This is a genomic window from Pseudomonas sp. BAV 4579 (genome assembly GCF_009765395.1).
Classification (GTDB): domain Bacteria; phylum Pseudomonadota; class Gammaproteobacteria; order Pseudomonadales; family Pseudomonadaceae; genus Chryseomonas; species Chryseomonas aestiva.
Map to the genome: position 1 here is coordinate 39080 of NZ_WHOV01000025.1, position 14557 is coordinate 53636.

Sequence of the window (14557 nt, forward strand, 5' to 3'; positions counted from 1 at the left end):
GTGGTCAGGGCACCGGTCGCGGTACCAGATACAGGAGATGCATCCCGCGGGAGTGGGGACACGTCGACCTCGAGTTGTTGGGACTGATGTCCCCGGATTTGGTTTTACCCAAACTTTACCCGTGTCGATCTAGGCGACTCGCCGCCCTTGCGGTCTGATAGACATACCCGGTTTCATATCCCCGGGTTGCAGGAGAATGATCATGCTACGTCGCATCACTCAAGTCGTGGTGCTTGCCGGTTGCCTCGCCATCGCCGGTCAGGCGTCCGCCCACGGTCGTGGCCCTGGTCCGGCCTTTCTCGGTGCCGTAGTGGGCGCCGTGGTTGGCGGAGCCATCGTCTCCCATTCCTACGCCCGCGAGCCGGTCTATGTCGAAGGGCCACCGCCGCCGCCCCCGCCGCGCGTGGTCTATTACGAACCGGCACCGGTCTACGAATATCGCGTGGTGGAGCCGCGCCCCGTGTACTACGGCCCGCCGCCCGGCGCCTACTATTACGGCCCGCCCCCGCGCTGGTAAAGGCCCATGAAAAAACCCGCCTCTCGGCGGGTTTTTTCATGGCTGGACGCCCTAGATCACCTGGCGTCGACGCAGGACGTCGAGGATCTGCTGGACGCCCTCCTCCACCGACAGGTGCTCGGTGTCGAGCACCAGATCGGCGTCCTGCGGGGCATCGTAGGCGAAGGACAGGCCCGGGATGTTGTCACCACCGGCCGCATAGAGTCCCTGGGGATCGCGCTCGGCACAGGCCTTGGGCGATGCCTTGACATGCACGGTCAGCAGCCGCTCGGCGCCGATCAGCGCCTGGGCCTGGGCCCGGCCCTCGGCATCGGGTGCAACGAAGGCCGCCAGGGCAATCAGGCCGGCTTCGTTGAACTGGCGGGCCACCTGGGCGGCGCGCAACCAGTTCTCGCGACGACCGGCGCGATCCTGCGGCAGCCCCTTGTTCAGGTCGTGGCGCAGATTCTGGCCGTCCAGCACGAAGACCGCACGCCCGGCATCGAACAGCCGACGCTCCAGCGCATAGGCCAGGGTGGTCTTGCCGGCACCGGAGAGACCGGTAAAGAGCACCGTGGTGGGCTGCTGCCCGAAACGGGCCGCCCGCTCGCTGGTGGCGACGTGCAACTGATGCGCGCCCTGGCCGTGGCCGGTAGCGCCCACCGGTTCGGCGATGATCATGCCGGCACCCACGGTGCCGTTGGTCAGGCGGTCGATGACGATGAAGGCACCGGTGGTGCGGTTGACGCTATAGCCGTCCAGGGCGATGGCGGTATCGAGGGCCACCTTGACCCGGCCGATCTCGTTGAGCTTGAGTTCGCTGGCCGCGCCGTGCTCCAGGGTGTTGACGTCCACCGTGTGCACGATGCTCGGCAGCGAACCCGGCACATAGCTGGTGGCCCGCTTGATGTCGTACTTCTTGCCCGGGCGCATGGGCTCCTCGGCCATCCACACCAGCATGGCCTCGAAGCTGTCGGTCACCTGCGGACGATTGTCGGCATGCACCAGGACATCGCCACGGGAGATGTCGATCTCGTCTTCCATGGTCAGGGTCACCGCCTGGCCAGGACCTGCCTGCTCCAGCTCACCCTCGTAGGTGACGATGGACTTGACCCGGCTGCCCTTGCCCGACGGCAGGACCACCACGGCATCGCCCTTGGTGACCACGCCCGAGGCCAGGGTCCCGGCGAACCCACGGAAGTTAAGGTTGGGCCGGTTGACGTACTGCACCGGGAAGCGCAGGTCGTCGAGGTTGCGATCCGCAGCGATCTCGACGGTTTCGAGGATCTCCATCAGCGGCTTGCCGCTGTACCAGGGCGTCTGCTCGCTGCGATTGACCACGTTGTCGCCCTTGAGCGCCGACATGGGCACGAAATGGATGTCCTTGGCATTCAGCTCGATGCGCTGGGCGAAGGCCAGGTAGTCGTCCTTGATGCGCTCGAACACCGCCTGGTCGAAGCTCAGCAGGTCCATCTTGTTGATGGCGACCACGATGTGCTTGATACCCAGCAGCGAGGCGATGTAGCTGTGCCGCCGGGTCTGGGTCTGGATACCGTAGCGGGCGTCGACCAGGATGATCGCCAGATCGCAGGTGGAGGCACCGGTGGCCATGTTGCGGGTGTACTGCTCATGGCCGGGGGTGTCGGCGATGATGAATTTGCGCTTGGCGGTGGAGAAATAGCGATAGGCCACATCGATGGTGATGCCCTGTTCGCGCTCGGCCTGCAGGCCGTCCACCAGCAGCGCCAGGTCGACCTCTTCGCCGGTGGTCCCCACCTTCTTGGAATCGCGGGTGATGGCTTCCAGGTGATCCTCGTAGATCATCTTGGAATCGTGCAGCAGGCGCCCGATCAAGGTGCTCTTGCCGTCATCGACATTGCCGCAGGTGAGAAAGCGCAGCAGTTCCTTGCGTTCGTGCTGCGCGAGGTAGGCCAGGATGTCCTGGCCGATCAGATCGGATTGGTGCGACATCTTAGAAATACCCCTGACGTTTCTTCTCTTCCATGGATCCGGCACCATCGTGGTCGATGACCCGTCCCTGGCGTTCGGAGGTGCGGGTGAGCAGCATCTCCTGGATGATGTCCGTCAGCGTGGTTGCCTGGGACTCCACCGCGCCGGTCAGGGGGTAGCAGCCGAGGGTACGGAAGCGCACCTGGCGCTTGTGGATACGTGCCTTCTCCTCGGGCGAGAGGTGTTCGAGGATGCGGTCGTCGTCGATCATGAGCAGGGTGCCGTTCTTCTCGATCACCTCGCGCTCGGCGGCGAAGTACAGCGGTACGATCGGGATGCCTTCGAGATAGATGTACTGCCAGATGTCCAGCTCGGTCCAGTTGGACAGCGGAAAGACGCGGATCGACTCGCCCTTGTTGGTCTTGCCGTTGTAGATGTTCCACAGCTCGGGACGCTGGTTCTTGGGATCCCAGCGGTGCTTGCTGTCGCGGAAGGAGTAGACGCGCTCCTTGGCGCGGGACTTCTCCTCGTCGCGGCGCGCGCCGCCGAAGGCCGCATCGAAGCCGTACTTGTCCAGCGCCTGCTTGAGGCCCTGGGTCTTCATGATGTCGGTGTGCTTGGCGCTGCCATGGGTGAAGGGATTGATGCCCTGGGCGACCCCTTCCGGATTCTTGTGCACCAGCAGATCGAGACCCATGTCGGCGACCATGCGATCGCGGAATTCGTACATGGCCTGGAATTTCCAGCCGGTGTCCACGTGGAGTACCGGGAACGGCAGCTTGCCGGGAAAGAAGGCCTTGCGGGCCAGGTGCAGCATCACGGCCGAATCCTTGCCGATGGAATACAGCATGACCGGATTGTCGAACTCGGCGGCCACTTCACGGATGATGTGGATGCTTTCCGCCTCAAGCTGTTTGAGGTGCGTCTGTTTGTCGAGCATGGCTACTCACGATTGCAGAAGGTGGCCTAGAAGATGTCCGTTGCGGCATCCAGTCGACTGGACACACCGGACAGAGCGGGCCGTGGACGAACCTCAACCTTACCATAGGCAACGGTTATGGCCCGCCAGGCCATCTAGATCCAGAAGTTATATGCTTATGACGCTCAGGCGGGATTGTCGCAGTCGATGAAGCGATGCTCGATACCCAGTTGCGCGGCCAGAAAATCGCCCAGCGCCTGCACGCCATAGCGCTCGGTGGCATGGTGGCCGGCGGCGAAGAAACTCACCCCGTTCTCGCGGGCACTGTGCACCGTCTGCTCGGACACCTCACCGGTGAGATAGGCGTCCACCCCCGCGGCAATGGCCTGATCGATGTAGCCCTGGGCACCGCCGGTGCACCAGGCCAGGCGCCGGATCGAGCGCCCGCCGTCGACCACCAGCGGCTCGCGTTGCAGCACGTCCGCCACCTGCCGAGCGAAGTCCGTGGCGGATTGCGCCTGCGGCAACTCGCCTTGCCAGATCAGTCCCTTGGCATCACCCGGCAGCGGCCGGATAGCCTGCAGGCCCAGACGGCGACCCAGCTGGACGTTGTTGCCCACCTCGGGATGGACGTCCAGGGGCAGGTGGTAGGCCAGCAGGCTGATATCGTGGCTCAGCAGCGTCTTGATCCGCCGGTGCTTCATGCCGATGAGGCGGGCATCCTCGTTTTTCCAGAAATAGCCATGGTGCACCAGGATGGCATCGGCCCCGGCCGCCACGGCGGCGTCGAGCAGCTGCTGGGAGGCGGTGACGCCACTGACCAGCAGGCGCACCTGCTCGCGGCCCTGGACCTGCAGGCCATTGGGGCAATAATCCTGGATCCGGGCCGACTCCAGGTAGCGGTCGGCGGTCTCCACCAGTTGATCAAGGGACAGGGTCACGGACGGCTTACCTCCTCGCTGGCGGCGCCACAGCGTGTCTTCGGGTGGCGCCGCTCCTTATAATGCCCACCAGCTTATCCGGCGCACCCCGGGTGGACAAATTCAAGGATGTGATCGATGTACAAGGCTTTGCGTTATCTCGGCTGGCCCGTGCTGTGCGGCCTGCTCGTTGCGGCCCTGATCATGCAGCGCTATCCGCAATGGCTCGGCCTGCCCGCCCAGCCGCCGCTATTCGAGGCGGCCCAGGCGCCCGCGCATTCGCGCCAGCAGGGACCGGTCTCCTATGCGGACGCGGCGAGTCGCGCGGCGCCAGCGGTGGTGTCGCTACGTTCGACCAAGGCGGCCAAGCCGGGCAAGGCCGGCGACACGGCCAGTGACCGCAAGGGCGCGACCAAGCTGGTGGAGGAGCTCAGCCTGGGCTCGGCCGTGCTGATGAGCCATGACGGTTATCTGCTGACCAACAACCACGTGACCCTGGACGCGGAATCCATCGTGGTGGCGCTCGCCGACGGGCGTCAGACCCTGGCCAAGCTGATCGGCAACGATCCGGCCACGGACCTTGCCGTACTCAAGATCGACCTGCCCAACCTGCCGGCCATCTCGGTAGGCGACTCGACCGCCATCCGCATCGGCGACGTGGTGCTGGCCATCGGCAATCCCTTCGGCGTCGGCCAGACGGTGACCATGGGCATCATCAGCGCCACCGGTCGCAATCAGCTGGGTCTCAATACCTACGAGGACTTCATCCAGACCGATGCGGCGATCAACCTGGGCAATTCGGGCGGGGCGCTGGTGGATGCCAACGGCAATCTGATCGGCATCAACACCGCCATCCTTTCCGGCGGCTCCCAGGGCATCGGCTTCGCCATCCCGATCAAGCTGGCCATGGAGGTCATGCGCTCGATCATCCAGCATGGCCAGGTCATCCGCGGCTGGCTGGGGGTGGCGGTGGAAGTCATCACGCCAGAGCTGGTCAAGACCTACGGCCTCAAGGTCGACCAGGGCATCGTGGTGACCGATATCGATCCGGAAGGACCGGCGCACAAGGGCGGTCTGCGCACGGGCGACGTACTGGTCAAGCTGGCCGGCCAACCGATCAGGGACGGCCGGCTGGCGATGAACCAGATCGCCCGCAAGCAGCCCGGCGACAGCATCCCCATCGAGGTGCTACGCCAGGACAAGACCGTACAGGTCAAGGTTACCGTCGGGATGCGCCCCCTGATGGAGAAGGCGCGCTAGCCGCGAACGAGGCTCAGAGGGTGTCGAGGGCCGTGATCAGCGCCTGATTCTGCGTCGGCGTACCGATGGTGATGCGCAGGAAGTCGGCGATGCGTTCGGGGCGGCTGAAGTGGCGCACGATGACGCCGTGCTCGCGCAAGCCCGCGGCCAGCACTGCCCCACCCTTCTGTACATGCCGGGCGAAGATGAAGTTGGCGGCCGAGGGCAGGACCTCGAAGCCGCGCGCCAGCAATTCGCCGACCAGGGCTTCGCGACTCTCGATCACCTGCCGGCAGGTCTCGTCGAAATAGGCGCGATCCTCGAAGGCAGCGGTCGCGCCGGCCAAGGCCAGGCGATCCAGCGGATAGGAGTTGAAGCTGTTCTTGATCCGCTCCAGGGCCTCCATCAGTGGTGCCTGACCCATGGCCAGGCCTACCCGCAGACCGGCCAGGGAACGGGACTTGGACAGCGTCTGGGTCACCACCAGATTGGCATGGCGCTCGATCAGGGCGACCGCCGACTCCGCCCCGAAGTCGACATAGGCTTCGTCCACCACCACCACCGAGGTCGGATTGCCGGCGACGATACGCTCGATGGCGTCCAGCGCCAGGGCGCTGCCGGTCGGCGCATTGGGGTTGGGGAAGATGATGCCGCCATTGGGGCGCAGATAGTCCTCGGGGACGATCTGGAAATCCTCGTCCAGCGCCGGGGTCTCGAAGGCGATGTCATAGAGGCCGCAATAGACCGGATAGAAGCTGTAGCTGATGTCCGGGAACAGCACGGGTCGGCCATGGCCGAACAGCCCTAGGAAGATGTGCGCCAGCACCTCGTCCGAGCCGTTGCCGACAAACACCTGGTCGCTCTGGAGGCCGTAGTAGCGGGCGACGGCGTCCTTCAGCGCCTGACCGTTGGGGTCGGGATAGAGACGCAGGTCGTCGGTGGCCGCGGCGCGGATGGCGTCCAGCGCTCGCGGCGACGGACCGTAGGGATTCTCGTTGGTATTGAGCTTGACCAGGTTGGTCAGCCTGGGCTGCTCACCCGGCACATAGGGCACCAGGTTCTTGACGAAGGGACTCCAGAGTTCGCTCATGCCTGCTTCTCCTGAATGCGGTATTCGGCGCTGCGGGCGTGGGCGGTCAGGGACTCGCCGCGCGCCAGGACCGAGGCGACCCGGCCCAGCGCGGAAGCGCCAGCGGCCGAGCAGTGGATGATCGAGGAGCGCTTCTGGAAATCGTACACGCCCAGGGGCGAGGAGAAGCGCGCGGTGCCCGAGGTCGGCAGCACATGGTTGGGACCGGCGCAGTAGTCACCCAGGGCCTCGGCGGTGTAGCGTCCCATGAAGATGGCGCCGGCATGGCGGATCTTGGGCAGCCACTGCTCGGGCTCGGCGACGGACAGCTCCAGGTGCTCGGGGGCGATGCGGTTGGCCACCTCGATGGCCTGGGCCATGTCGACGACCTGGATCAAAGCACCCCGACCTTCCAGGGAGGCGCGGATGATGTCGGCGCGCTCCATCTCCGGCAGCAGGCGGGCGATGCTGGCCGCCACGGCGTCGAGGAAGGCGCCGTCCGGACTGACCAGGATGGCCTGGGCGTCCTCGTCATGCTCGGCCTGGGAGAACAGGTCCATGGCGATCCAGTCGGGATCGGTCTGGCCGTCGCAGACCACCAGGATCTCGGATGGGCCGGCGATCATGTCGATGCCGACCTTGCCGAACACGTGGCGCTTGGCCGTGGCGACATAGATGTTGCCGGGGCCGACGATCTTGTCCACCGGTGGCACGCTTTCGGTGCCATAGGCCAGGGCGGCCACGGCCTGGGCGCCGCCGATGGTGAAGACGCGATCGACACCGGCCAGGGCCGCAGCGGCCAGCACCAGTTCGTTGACCTCGCCGCGGGGCGTGGGCACCACCATGACCACCTCGCGCACGCCGGCGACCTTGGCGGGAATGGCGTTCATCAGCACCGAGGACGGATAGGAGGCCTTGCCACCGGGCACATAGAGACCGGCACGATCCAGCGGGGTGACCTGCTGGCCGAGCACGGTGCCATCGGCCTCCTGGTACTGCCAGGAATCCTGGCGCTGCTTTTCGTGGTAACGACGGACGCGCTCGGCGGCGGCTTCCAGGGCGGTGCGCTGCTCCGGCGTGATCCGGGTCAGGGCCTCTTCCAGGCGCGCACGCGGCAGGATGAGATCGCTCATGGACGTCGTTTCGACGCCGTCGAAGCGCCGGGTGTATTCCAGCAGGGCCTGATCACCCTGATGACGGACGTCGGCGATGATCGCCAGGACCCGCTGGTTGATGTCGGCGTCGGACACCCCTTCCCAGCTCAGCAGATGATCCAGATGCTCGGCGAAATCCGGAGCGGCAGCGGCGAGTCGGCGGATGGCGAGCGGAGCGGTCATGGCGGATCCTCTTCAGGAGAGCGAAAGGGGCGCCCGAGAGTAACAGCCGGTTCCGTGTGGGCGCCCGACAATTTGGCTATGGCACGGATAGGCGAAGCTGGAGGGATGGAAGCAGTTCAAGCCGGCATTCAGCTGCCGGCCAGGACTCAGGCGCCACGCGCCTCGACGGCGTGGCGCAGGGTCTCGATGAGCGCCTGGATACGACCGTGCTGCATCTTCATCGAGGCCTTGTTGACGATCAAGCGCGAGCTAACGTGGGCGATCAGCTCCTGGGGTTCGAGACCGTTGGCCTTGAGGGTATTGCCGGTGTCGACCACGTCGATGATCTTGTCGGCCAGCCCCACCAGCGGTGCCAGCTCCATGGAGCCGTACAGCTTGATGATGTCGACCTGACGGCCCTGCTCGGCATAGTAGCGCTTGGCGACATTGACGAACTTGGTCGCCACCCGCAGCCGGCCACGCGGCGCCGGAGCGCCCACAGCGCCCGCGGTCATCAGCTTGCAGCGGGCGATGCGCAGATCCAGCGGCTCATAGAGGCCATCGCCGCCGTATTCCATCAGCACGTCCTTGCCGGCCACGCCCAGGTCCGCGGCGCCATGCTCCACGTAGGTGGGCACGTCGGTGGCGCGGACGATGAGCAGGCGCACATCGTCCTGGGTGGTGGGGATGATGAGCTTGCGGCTCTTGTCCGGATTCTCGGTCGGGGCGATCCCCGCCGCCGCCAGCAGCGGCAGGGTGTCGTCGAGGATACGGCCCTTGGACAGGGCGATGGTCAGCATCGGAGGTCCTTACTTGGGCGTACGACGGATCTTGGCACCGAGCAGCTGGAATTTCTCCTCGATGCATTCGTAGCCGCGGTCGATGTGGTAGATGCGATCGATCAGGGTATCGCCTTCGGCCACCAGGGCAGCGATGACCAGGCTCGCCGAGGCGCGCAGGTCGGTCGCCATGACCGGGGCGGCCTTGAGGCGCTCTACGCCGGTGACGATGGCGGCATTGCCTTCGATGGCGATGTTGGCGCCCATGCGCACCATCTCGTGAACGTGCATGAAGCGGTTCTCGAAGATGGTCTCGACCACGGTACCGGTGCCTTCGGCGACGGCGTTCATGGAAATGAACTGGGCCTGCATGTCGGTGGGGAACGCCGGATAGGGCGCCGTGCGGATGTTGACCGCGCGGGGGCGATTGCCCTTCATGTCCAGCTCGATCCAGTTGCTGCCGGTCGAGATGTGGGCACCGGCCTCTTCCAGCTTGGCCAGCACGGCCTCGAGGATGGTCGGATCGGTGTCCTTGAGCTTGACGCGACCGCGGGTGGCAGCGGCGGCGACCAGGTAGCTGCCGGTCTCGATGCGGTCCGGCAGCACCGAATAGGTGGCCCCACCGAGGCGCTCGACGCCTTCCACGGTGATGGTGTCGGTACCGGCGCCCTGGATGTTGGCACCCATGGCGATCAGGCAGTTGGCCAGATCGACGACCTCGGGCTCGCGAGCGGCGTTCTGGATCACGCTGCGACCCTTGGCCAGGGTGGCGGCCATCAGCACGTTCTCGGTACCGGTCACGCTGACGGTATCGAAATAGTAGTGGGCACCGCGCAGGCCGCCGGCCGGCGCCTTGGCCTTGATATAGCCGCCCTCGACGGTGATCTTGGCACCCATGGCCTCCAGGCCGCGCAGGTGCAGATCGACCGGCCGCGAGCCGATGGCGCAACCACCGGGCAGGGCGACTTCCGCTTCGCCGAAGCGCGCGACCATCGGGCCCAGCACCAGGATCGAGGCGCGCATGGTCTTGACCAGTTCATAGGGCGCGACCAGGGTCTTGATGCTGGACGCATCCACCTCGACATTGAGCTTTTCGCCGATCACCGGCTGGACGCCCATGCGGCCGAACAGCTCGATCATGGTGGTGATGTCATGCAGGTGCGGCAGGTTGGCGATGGTCACCGGGGTGTCGGCGAGCAGGGTCGCGGCGAGGATCGGCAGGGCGGAGTTCTTGGCCCCGGAAATGCGAATTTCACCGTTCAGGCAGTTGCCGCCGGTAATGATCAGTTTGTCCATAGCGAGTTCTCGGCGCTGCGAATCAGGCGCGTTCGGCCCAGGCAGCACGGGTGAAGAATTTCATGGTGACGGCGTGGATGCTGCCATCGGCGATCTGCGGCTGGAGATGGGAGTAGACCTGCTGCTGACGCTTGACCGGGCTGAGTGCCTGGAGCTCGTCGCTGATCAGGTAGAGCTGGAAGTTGCAGCCCTCGCCTTCCACTTCGACCTGGGTATCGGCCAGTTTTGCCTCAAGGAGGCTTTTGACTTCTTGGGCCTGCATGGCGGCACCTCGGCAATCTAGTACAGCCGGCGATCATACAAAAAAACCGGCTGTACGGCGACTGCGATGACCGTTATCCGTGAGCGTCGTCCGCCAGGGGCAGCAGCTCAAGGGCATCCGAGACCTCGGCGATCTGCCGCAACTCGGAGGGCAGCCTGGCGATAGCCAGGGAGCACCCTGAGGCCTGGGCATCGCGCAACCAGGCCAGCAACAGCGCCAGGCCAGCGCTGTTGGAGTGTTCAACGCCAGCGCAGTCCAGCACCAGCGGACCGCTGCCCTGGGCGATCAGGGTTCGACCTTGCTCCCGCAGGGCCGGCACACTGGCGTGATCAAGTACGCCCGACAGCTGCAGCCGGGCGCCCTCGCGAGTGATGGCGGCGCGACTCACGAACCGACCTTGGCCTTCTGGGCCTCGGGAGAATCCTTGGCCTTGGCCACGGTGCCCGCCCAGTTGTTGATGGTCTTGTCCAGGTCGTTGCCGTTTTCCTGCATCGCCTGAGCGAACTGGTCGCGGAACAGCTTGCCGAGGTTCAGGCCGTTGATGATGACGTTACGCACCTTCCACTCATTGCCCTGCTTGACCATGCTGTACTGCACCGGGTAGACGGCGCCATTGTTGCCCTTGACCTCCATGCCAACGCTAGTGCGGTCGGGACCGTCGGACGGCCCCTCGGGCAGTACCCGGATACCCTGGTTGTTGTACTCCAGCAGCGCGTTGCCATAGAACTGCATCAGGCTGCGCTTGAAGTTTTCCTGGAAGCGCGTCATCTGCTCCGGCGAGGCGCTGCGGCTATAGCGCACGGTCATGATGCTGCGCGAGATGCCTTCGGCATCCACCACCGGGCCGAGGATGTTGTTGAGCGACTCGTAGAAGGCTTCCGGACTGCTGCGATACTTGTCGCGATTGGCCTCGAGATCGCTGAGCAGCGTGCTGGTGGTCTGCTGGATCACGTCGTGGGCCGAGGGCGCCGCCTGGGACACCAGGGGCAGCAGGGCCAGGATCGCGATCACTCCGTGACGAAGTAGCTTGAGCATGGAGAAGCCTCTCATCATTTATTGGCGGAAGAATCTTTATTGACCGAATTGAGCAGGAATTTGCCGATCAGGTCTTCGAGAACCAGGGAGGATTGTGTATCTCGAATGGTCGAGCCTTCCTTGAGCACCTGTTCATCCCCGCCCACGCTGATGCCGATGTATTTCTCGCCGAGCAGGCCGGCAGTCAGGATCGAGGCGATGGAGTCGGTCGGCAGGTTGTCCACCTGCTTGTCGATCTGCATGGTGACCCGACCACGGTAGCTGTTGCGGTCGAGATCGATGGCGGTGACCTTGCCGATGGTCACGCCCGACATGGTCACCCGCGATCTCACGGTGAGACCGGCGATGTTGTCGAAGTAGGCATAGACCTTGTAGGTATCGTGATGGTCGCTCATCGTCAGACCGCTTACCCGCAGCGCCAGCAGCAGCAATGCGAGCACGCCGGCCAGCAGGAAGAGTCCGACACCGATTTCCTGGGTGCGGGTTTGCATCAGAGATCTCCAAACATCAGGGCGGTAAGAATGAAGTCGAGGCCGAGCACGGCAAGCGACGCATAGACGACGGTACGGGTGGTGGCGCGACCGATGCCTTCGGAGGTCGGCTCGCAGTCATACCCCTGGAAGACGGCGACCCAGGTCACCACGAAGGCGAACACCAGGCTCTTGATCACGCCATTGAGCACGTCGCTGAGCATCACGCTGTTCTGCATGGTGGCCCAGAAGGAGCCGTCGTAGACGCCGAGCCAGTCGATGGCGACCATAGCCGCGCCCCAGATACCCACCACACTGAACATGGCGGCCAGCAAGGGCATGGAAATGAAGCCGGCCCAGAAACGCGGCGCGACGATGTACTTGAGCGGATCCACGCCGATCATTTCCAGGCTGGACAGCTGCTCGGTGGATTTCATGTTGCCGATCTCGGCGGTCAGCGCGGAACCGGCCCGACCGGCGAACAGCAAGGCCGTCACCACCGGGCCCAGCTCGCGCAGCAGCGTGAGGGCGACCATCTGCCCTACCGCCTGCTCGGAGCCGTACTTGACCAGGATGTTGTAGCCCTGCAGGGCGATCACCATGCCGATGAAGAAGCCCGACACCACGATGATGGGCAGTGACATCACGCCCACCGAATAGAGTTGCTTGCCCAGCAGCTGCAGGCCGCTGCCCACGCCACCGCGACCGAACACTGCCAGAAGCAGGACGATGACCGAGCGGCCGATGGCCGCCACGACGTCCAGCCCGGCCTTGCCCAGCCGACGAATCCGCTCCACGGCGGAGACCTTACGCATCAGTGTTTCCCCAGCAAGGCATCGCGCAGATCCGGCGCGGCGTAGTGGAAGGGTACCGGGCCATCGGGGATGCCCTGCATGAACTGGCGAACCCGCGGATCGGGCGATTCGCGCAGCTCCTTCGGCGTGCCCTGCCCCAGCACCTTGGTATCGCCGACCACATAGAGGTAGTCGGCGATGCTGGCCGTCTCGGCCAGGTCGTGGGAGACCACGATGCTGGTCAGCCCCAGCGCCTGGTTGAGCAGGCGGATGAGCCGTACCAGCACGCCCATGGCAATGGGGTCCTGGCCGACGAAGGGCTCGTCGTACATGAGGATCTGCGGATCCAGGGCGATGGCCCGCGCCAGGGCGACCCGGCGCTTCATGCCGCCGGACAGCTCGTCCGGCATCAGCTCGACGGCACCGCGCAGGCCCACCGCCTGCAGCTTGAGCAGGACGATGTCGCGGATCATCTCTTCGGGCAGCTTGGTGTGCACCCGCAGTGGAAAGGCCACGTTCTCGAACACATTGAGATCGGTGAACAGCGCGCCGCTCTGGAACAGCACGCCCATCTGCCGGCGCATGTCGAACAGCTCACCCCGGGACAACTGCGGCAGGTTGGCGCCATTGACCCAGATCTCGCCACTGCTCGGTCGCAACTGGGCGGCGATAAGGCGCAACAGGGTGGTCTTGCCACTGCCGGACGGTCCCATGATCCCGGTGACCTTGCCCCGCGGGATGCGGATATCGACCCGGTCGTAGATGAGACGCGTGCCGCGCTTGAAGGAAACGCCCTTTAGCTCCACGGCGTACGGGCTATCGACGGTCATCGAGACTCCTAAGGTTCAACTCTGTGCAGGGAGACGCCGCTCCGCCGCTTCAGGGCACGCGGCTCTCGCGTTCGGCGACCCCGGCAAAAGGGCGGCACTATAGCATTCGTTGCCGATGTGACTCCTGAACTGCGGGCGGCGTTGCTGAGTGTCGCGGCTTTGCGCATATAATTTCCGATTGTCCCGTCACCTGCCTTCTGACCCATGCCCGACTCAATAGATTTCATCGCTTCCGCCAAGCGCACCATAGATGTAGAGCGAGCGGCCGTAGCCGCCCTGGGCGAACGCATCGACGAAAGCTTTGCCGCCGCCTGTCGCCGCCTGCTCGCCTGCCGTGGGCGCATCGTGGTCCTGGGCATGGGCAAATCCGGGCATGTCGGCAACAAGATCGCCGCGACCCTGGCCAGCACCGGCAGTCCGGCCTTCTTCGTGCACCCGGCCGAAGCCAGCCATGGCGACATGGGCATGATCACCCGCGATGACGTCATCATCGCCATCTCCCAGTCGGGCACCTCCAGCGAGATCCTGACCCTGCTGCCACTGATCAAGCGCCTCGGCGTCCCGCTGATCAGCTTCGCTGGCAATCCCGCCTCGCCGCTGGTCAAGGCTGCGGACGTCAACCTGGATACCAGCGTCGCCACCGAGGCCTGCCCGCTCAATCTGGCACCCACCTCCTCCACCACCGTCGCCCTGGTGCTGGGCGACGCCCTGGCCATCGCCCTGCTCGAGGCCCGCGGCTTCACCGCCGAGGATTTCGCCTTTTCCCACCCGGGCGGCGCCCTGGGTCGGCGCCTGCTGCTCAAGGTGGAAAACGTCATGCATGCCGGCGTCGACCTGCCGCAGGTCAGTGAAGACACCCTGGTGTCCGATGCCCTGCTGGAGATGTCGCGCAAGGGACTGGGCATGACCAGCGTGCTCGGCACCGATGGTCGTCTGGCCGGCATCTTCACCGATGGCGATCTGCGTCGCGCCCTGGATCGCGGCATCGACGTGCGCACCACGGCGATCGCAACCGTGATGACCCGCGGCGGTCGAACCGCCAGGGCGCAGATGCTCGCCGCCGAGGCGCTGAAGATCATGGAGGAGCACAAGATCAACGCGCTGGTGGTGATCGATGACGAGCGCCGGCCGATCGGCGCCCTCAACATGGGTGACCTGCTACGCGCCGGGGTGCTGTAGGCC

16 protein-coding genes are annotated in these 14557 nt (G+C 65.1%); 3 read left to right on the forward strand and 13 right to left on the reverse strand.

Translation table 11 applies throughout. The features are described from left to right. Window positions 1-202 precede the first annotated feature (202 nt). On the forward strand, window positions 203-517 hold the full coding sequence (locus tag GSQ95_RS07840; RefSeq protein WP_007159499.1) for a hypothetical protein: 315 nt from the start codon (window positions 203-205) through the stop codon (window positions 515-517). A gap of 51 nt (window positions 518-568) precedes the next feature. Here GSQ95_RS07840 and cysN read toward each other — a convergent pair whose 3' ends face one another. From cysN to GSQ95_RS07855, 3 genes are all read right to left on the reverse strand, one after another. Further along, entirely contained in the window at window positions 569-2467 is a 1899-nt protein-coding gene (gene cysN / locus GSQ95_RS07845) for a sulfate adenylyltransferase subunit CysN (RefSeq protein WP_158892247.1), read from the reverse strand. Between the two features lies 1 nt (window position 2468). Further along, window positions 2469-3386 carry a sulfate adenylyltransferase subunit CysD gene (gene cysD, locus GSQ95_RS07850; RefSeq protein ID WP_007159501.1) on the reverse strand — a complete coding sequence of 306 codons (918 nt, stop codon included), beginning with the start codon at window positions 3384-3386 and terminating at the stop codon, window positions 2469-2471. Between the two features lie 164 nt (window positions 3387-3550). Next, entirely contained in the window at window positions 3551-4306 is a 756-nt protein-coding gene (locus tag GSQ95_RS07855) for a Nif3-like dinuclear metal center hexameric protein (protein ID WP_158892245.1), read from the reverse strand. 117 nt (window positions 4307-4423) lie between these two features. On the opposite strand from GSQ95_RS07855, the gene GSQ95_RS07860 reads away from it, so the two are divergent. Then, window positions 4424-5545 (forward strand): S1C family serine protease, encoded by a 1122-nt coding sequence (locus GSQ95_RS07860; protein ID WP_158892243.1) that lies wholly within the window; start codon window positions 4424-4426, stop codon window positions 5543-5545. Window positions 5546-5558: 13 nt separating this feature from the next. Here the strand turns inward: GSQ95_RS07860 and hisC are convergent, their stop codons facing one another. The 10 genes from hisC to GSQ95_RS07910 form a co-directional block, all read right to left on the reverse strand. Then, window positions 5559-6614, reverse strand: a complete 1056-nt coding sequence (gene hisC, locus GSQ95_RS07865) for a histidinol-phosphate transaminase (protein WP_158892241.1) — start codon at window positions 6612-6614, stop codon at window positions 5559-5561. After that, on the reverse strand, window positions 6611-7930 hold the full coding sequence (gene hisD, locus GSQ95_RS07870; RefSeq protein WP_158892239.1) for a histidinol dehydrogenase: 1320 nt from the start codon (window positions 7928-7930) through the stop codon (window positions 6611-6613). The genes hisC and hisD overlap by 4 nt, the downstream gene beginning before the upstream one ends. A gap of 146 nt (window positions 7931-8076) precedes the next feature. Continuing rightward, complete coding sequence (hisG, locus tag GSQ95_RS07875; protein WP_158892237.1) at window positions 8077-8709, reverse strand: ATP phosphoribosyltransferase; 633 nt, start codon at window positions 8707-8709, stop codon at window positions 8077-8079. A gap of 9 nt (window positions 8710-8718) precedes the next feature. Further along, entirely contained in the window at window positions 8719-9984 is a 1266-nt protein-coding gene (murA, locus tag GSQ95_RS07880) for a UDP-N-acetylglucosamine 1-carboxyvinyltransferase (protein ID WP_158892235.1), read from the reverse strand. Between the two features lie 22 nt (window positions 9985-10006). Then, entirely contained in the window at window positions 10007-10246 is a 240-nt protein-coding gene (locus GSQ95_RS07885; RefSeq protein WP_007159508.1) for a BolA family protein, read from the reverse strand. 73 nt (window positions 10247-10319) lie between these two features. Beyond that, window positions 10320-10634 (reverse strand): lipid asymmetry maintenance protein MlaB, encoded by a 315-nt coding sequence (locus GSQ95_RS07890; protein WP_158892233.1) that lies wholly within the window; start codon window positions 10632-10634, stop codon window positions 10320-10322. Beyond that, on the reverse strand, window positions 10631-11281 hold the full coding sequence (locus tag GSQ95_RS07895; protein ID WP_158892231.1) for a phospholipid-binding protein MlaC: 651 nt from the start codon (window positions 11279-11281) through the stop codon (window positions 10631-10633). Before GSQ95_RS07895 ends, GSQ95_RS07890 begins: the two co-directional genes overlap by 4 nt. Before the next feature lie 14 nt (window positions 11282-11295). Continuing rightward, entirely contained in the window at window positions 11296-11772 is a 477-nt protein-coding gene (mlaD, locus tag GSQ95_RS07900; RefSeq protein WP_007159511.1) for an outer membrane lipid asymmetry maintenance protein MlaD, read from the reverse strand. Next, complete coding sequence (gene mlaE / locus GSQ95_RS07905) at window positions 11772-12566, reverse strand: lipid asymmetry maintenance ABC transporter permease subunit MlaE (RefSeq protein WP_158892229.1); 795 nt, start codon at window positions 12564-12566, stop codon at window positions 11772-11774. The genes mlaD and mlaE overlap by 1 nt, the downstream gene beginning before the upstream one ends. After that, the gene (locus GSQ95_RS07910) at window positions 12566-13375 is read right to left on the reverse strand and encodes an ATP-binding cassette domain-containing protein (protein WP_158892227.1); all 810 of its coding nucleotides are present in this window, start codon (window positions 13373-13375) and stop codon (window positions 12566-12568) included. Before GSQ95_RS07910 ends, mlaE begins: the two co-directional genes overlap by 1 nt. 204 nt (window positions 13376-13579) lie before the next feature. Between GSQ95_RS07910 and GSQ95_RS07915 the strand changes: the two genes are divergently transcribed. Beyond that, on the forward strand, window positions 13580-14554 hold the full coding sequence (locus tag GSQ95_RS07915) for a KpsF/GutQ family sugar-phosphate isomerase (protein ID WP_158892225.1): 975 nt from the start codon (window positions 13580-13582) through the stop codon (window positions 14552-14554). Window positions 14555-14557 lie beyond the last annotated feature (3 nt).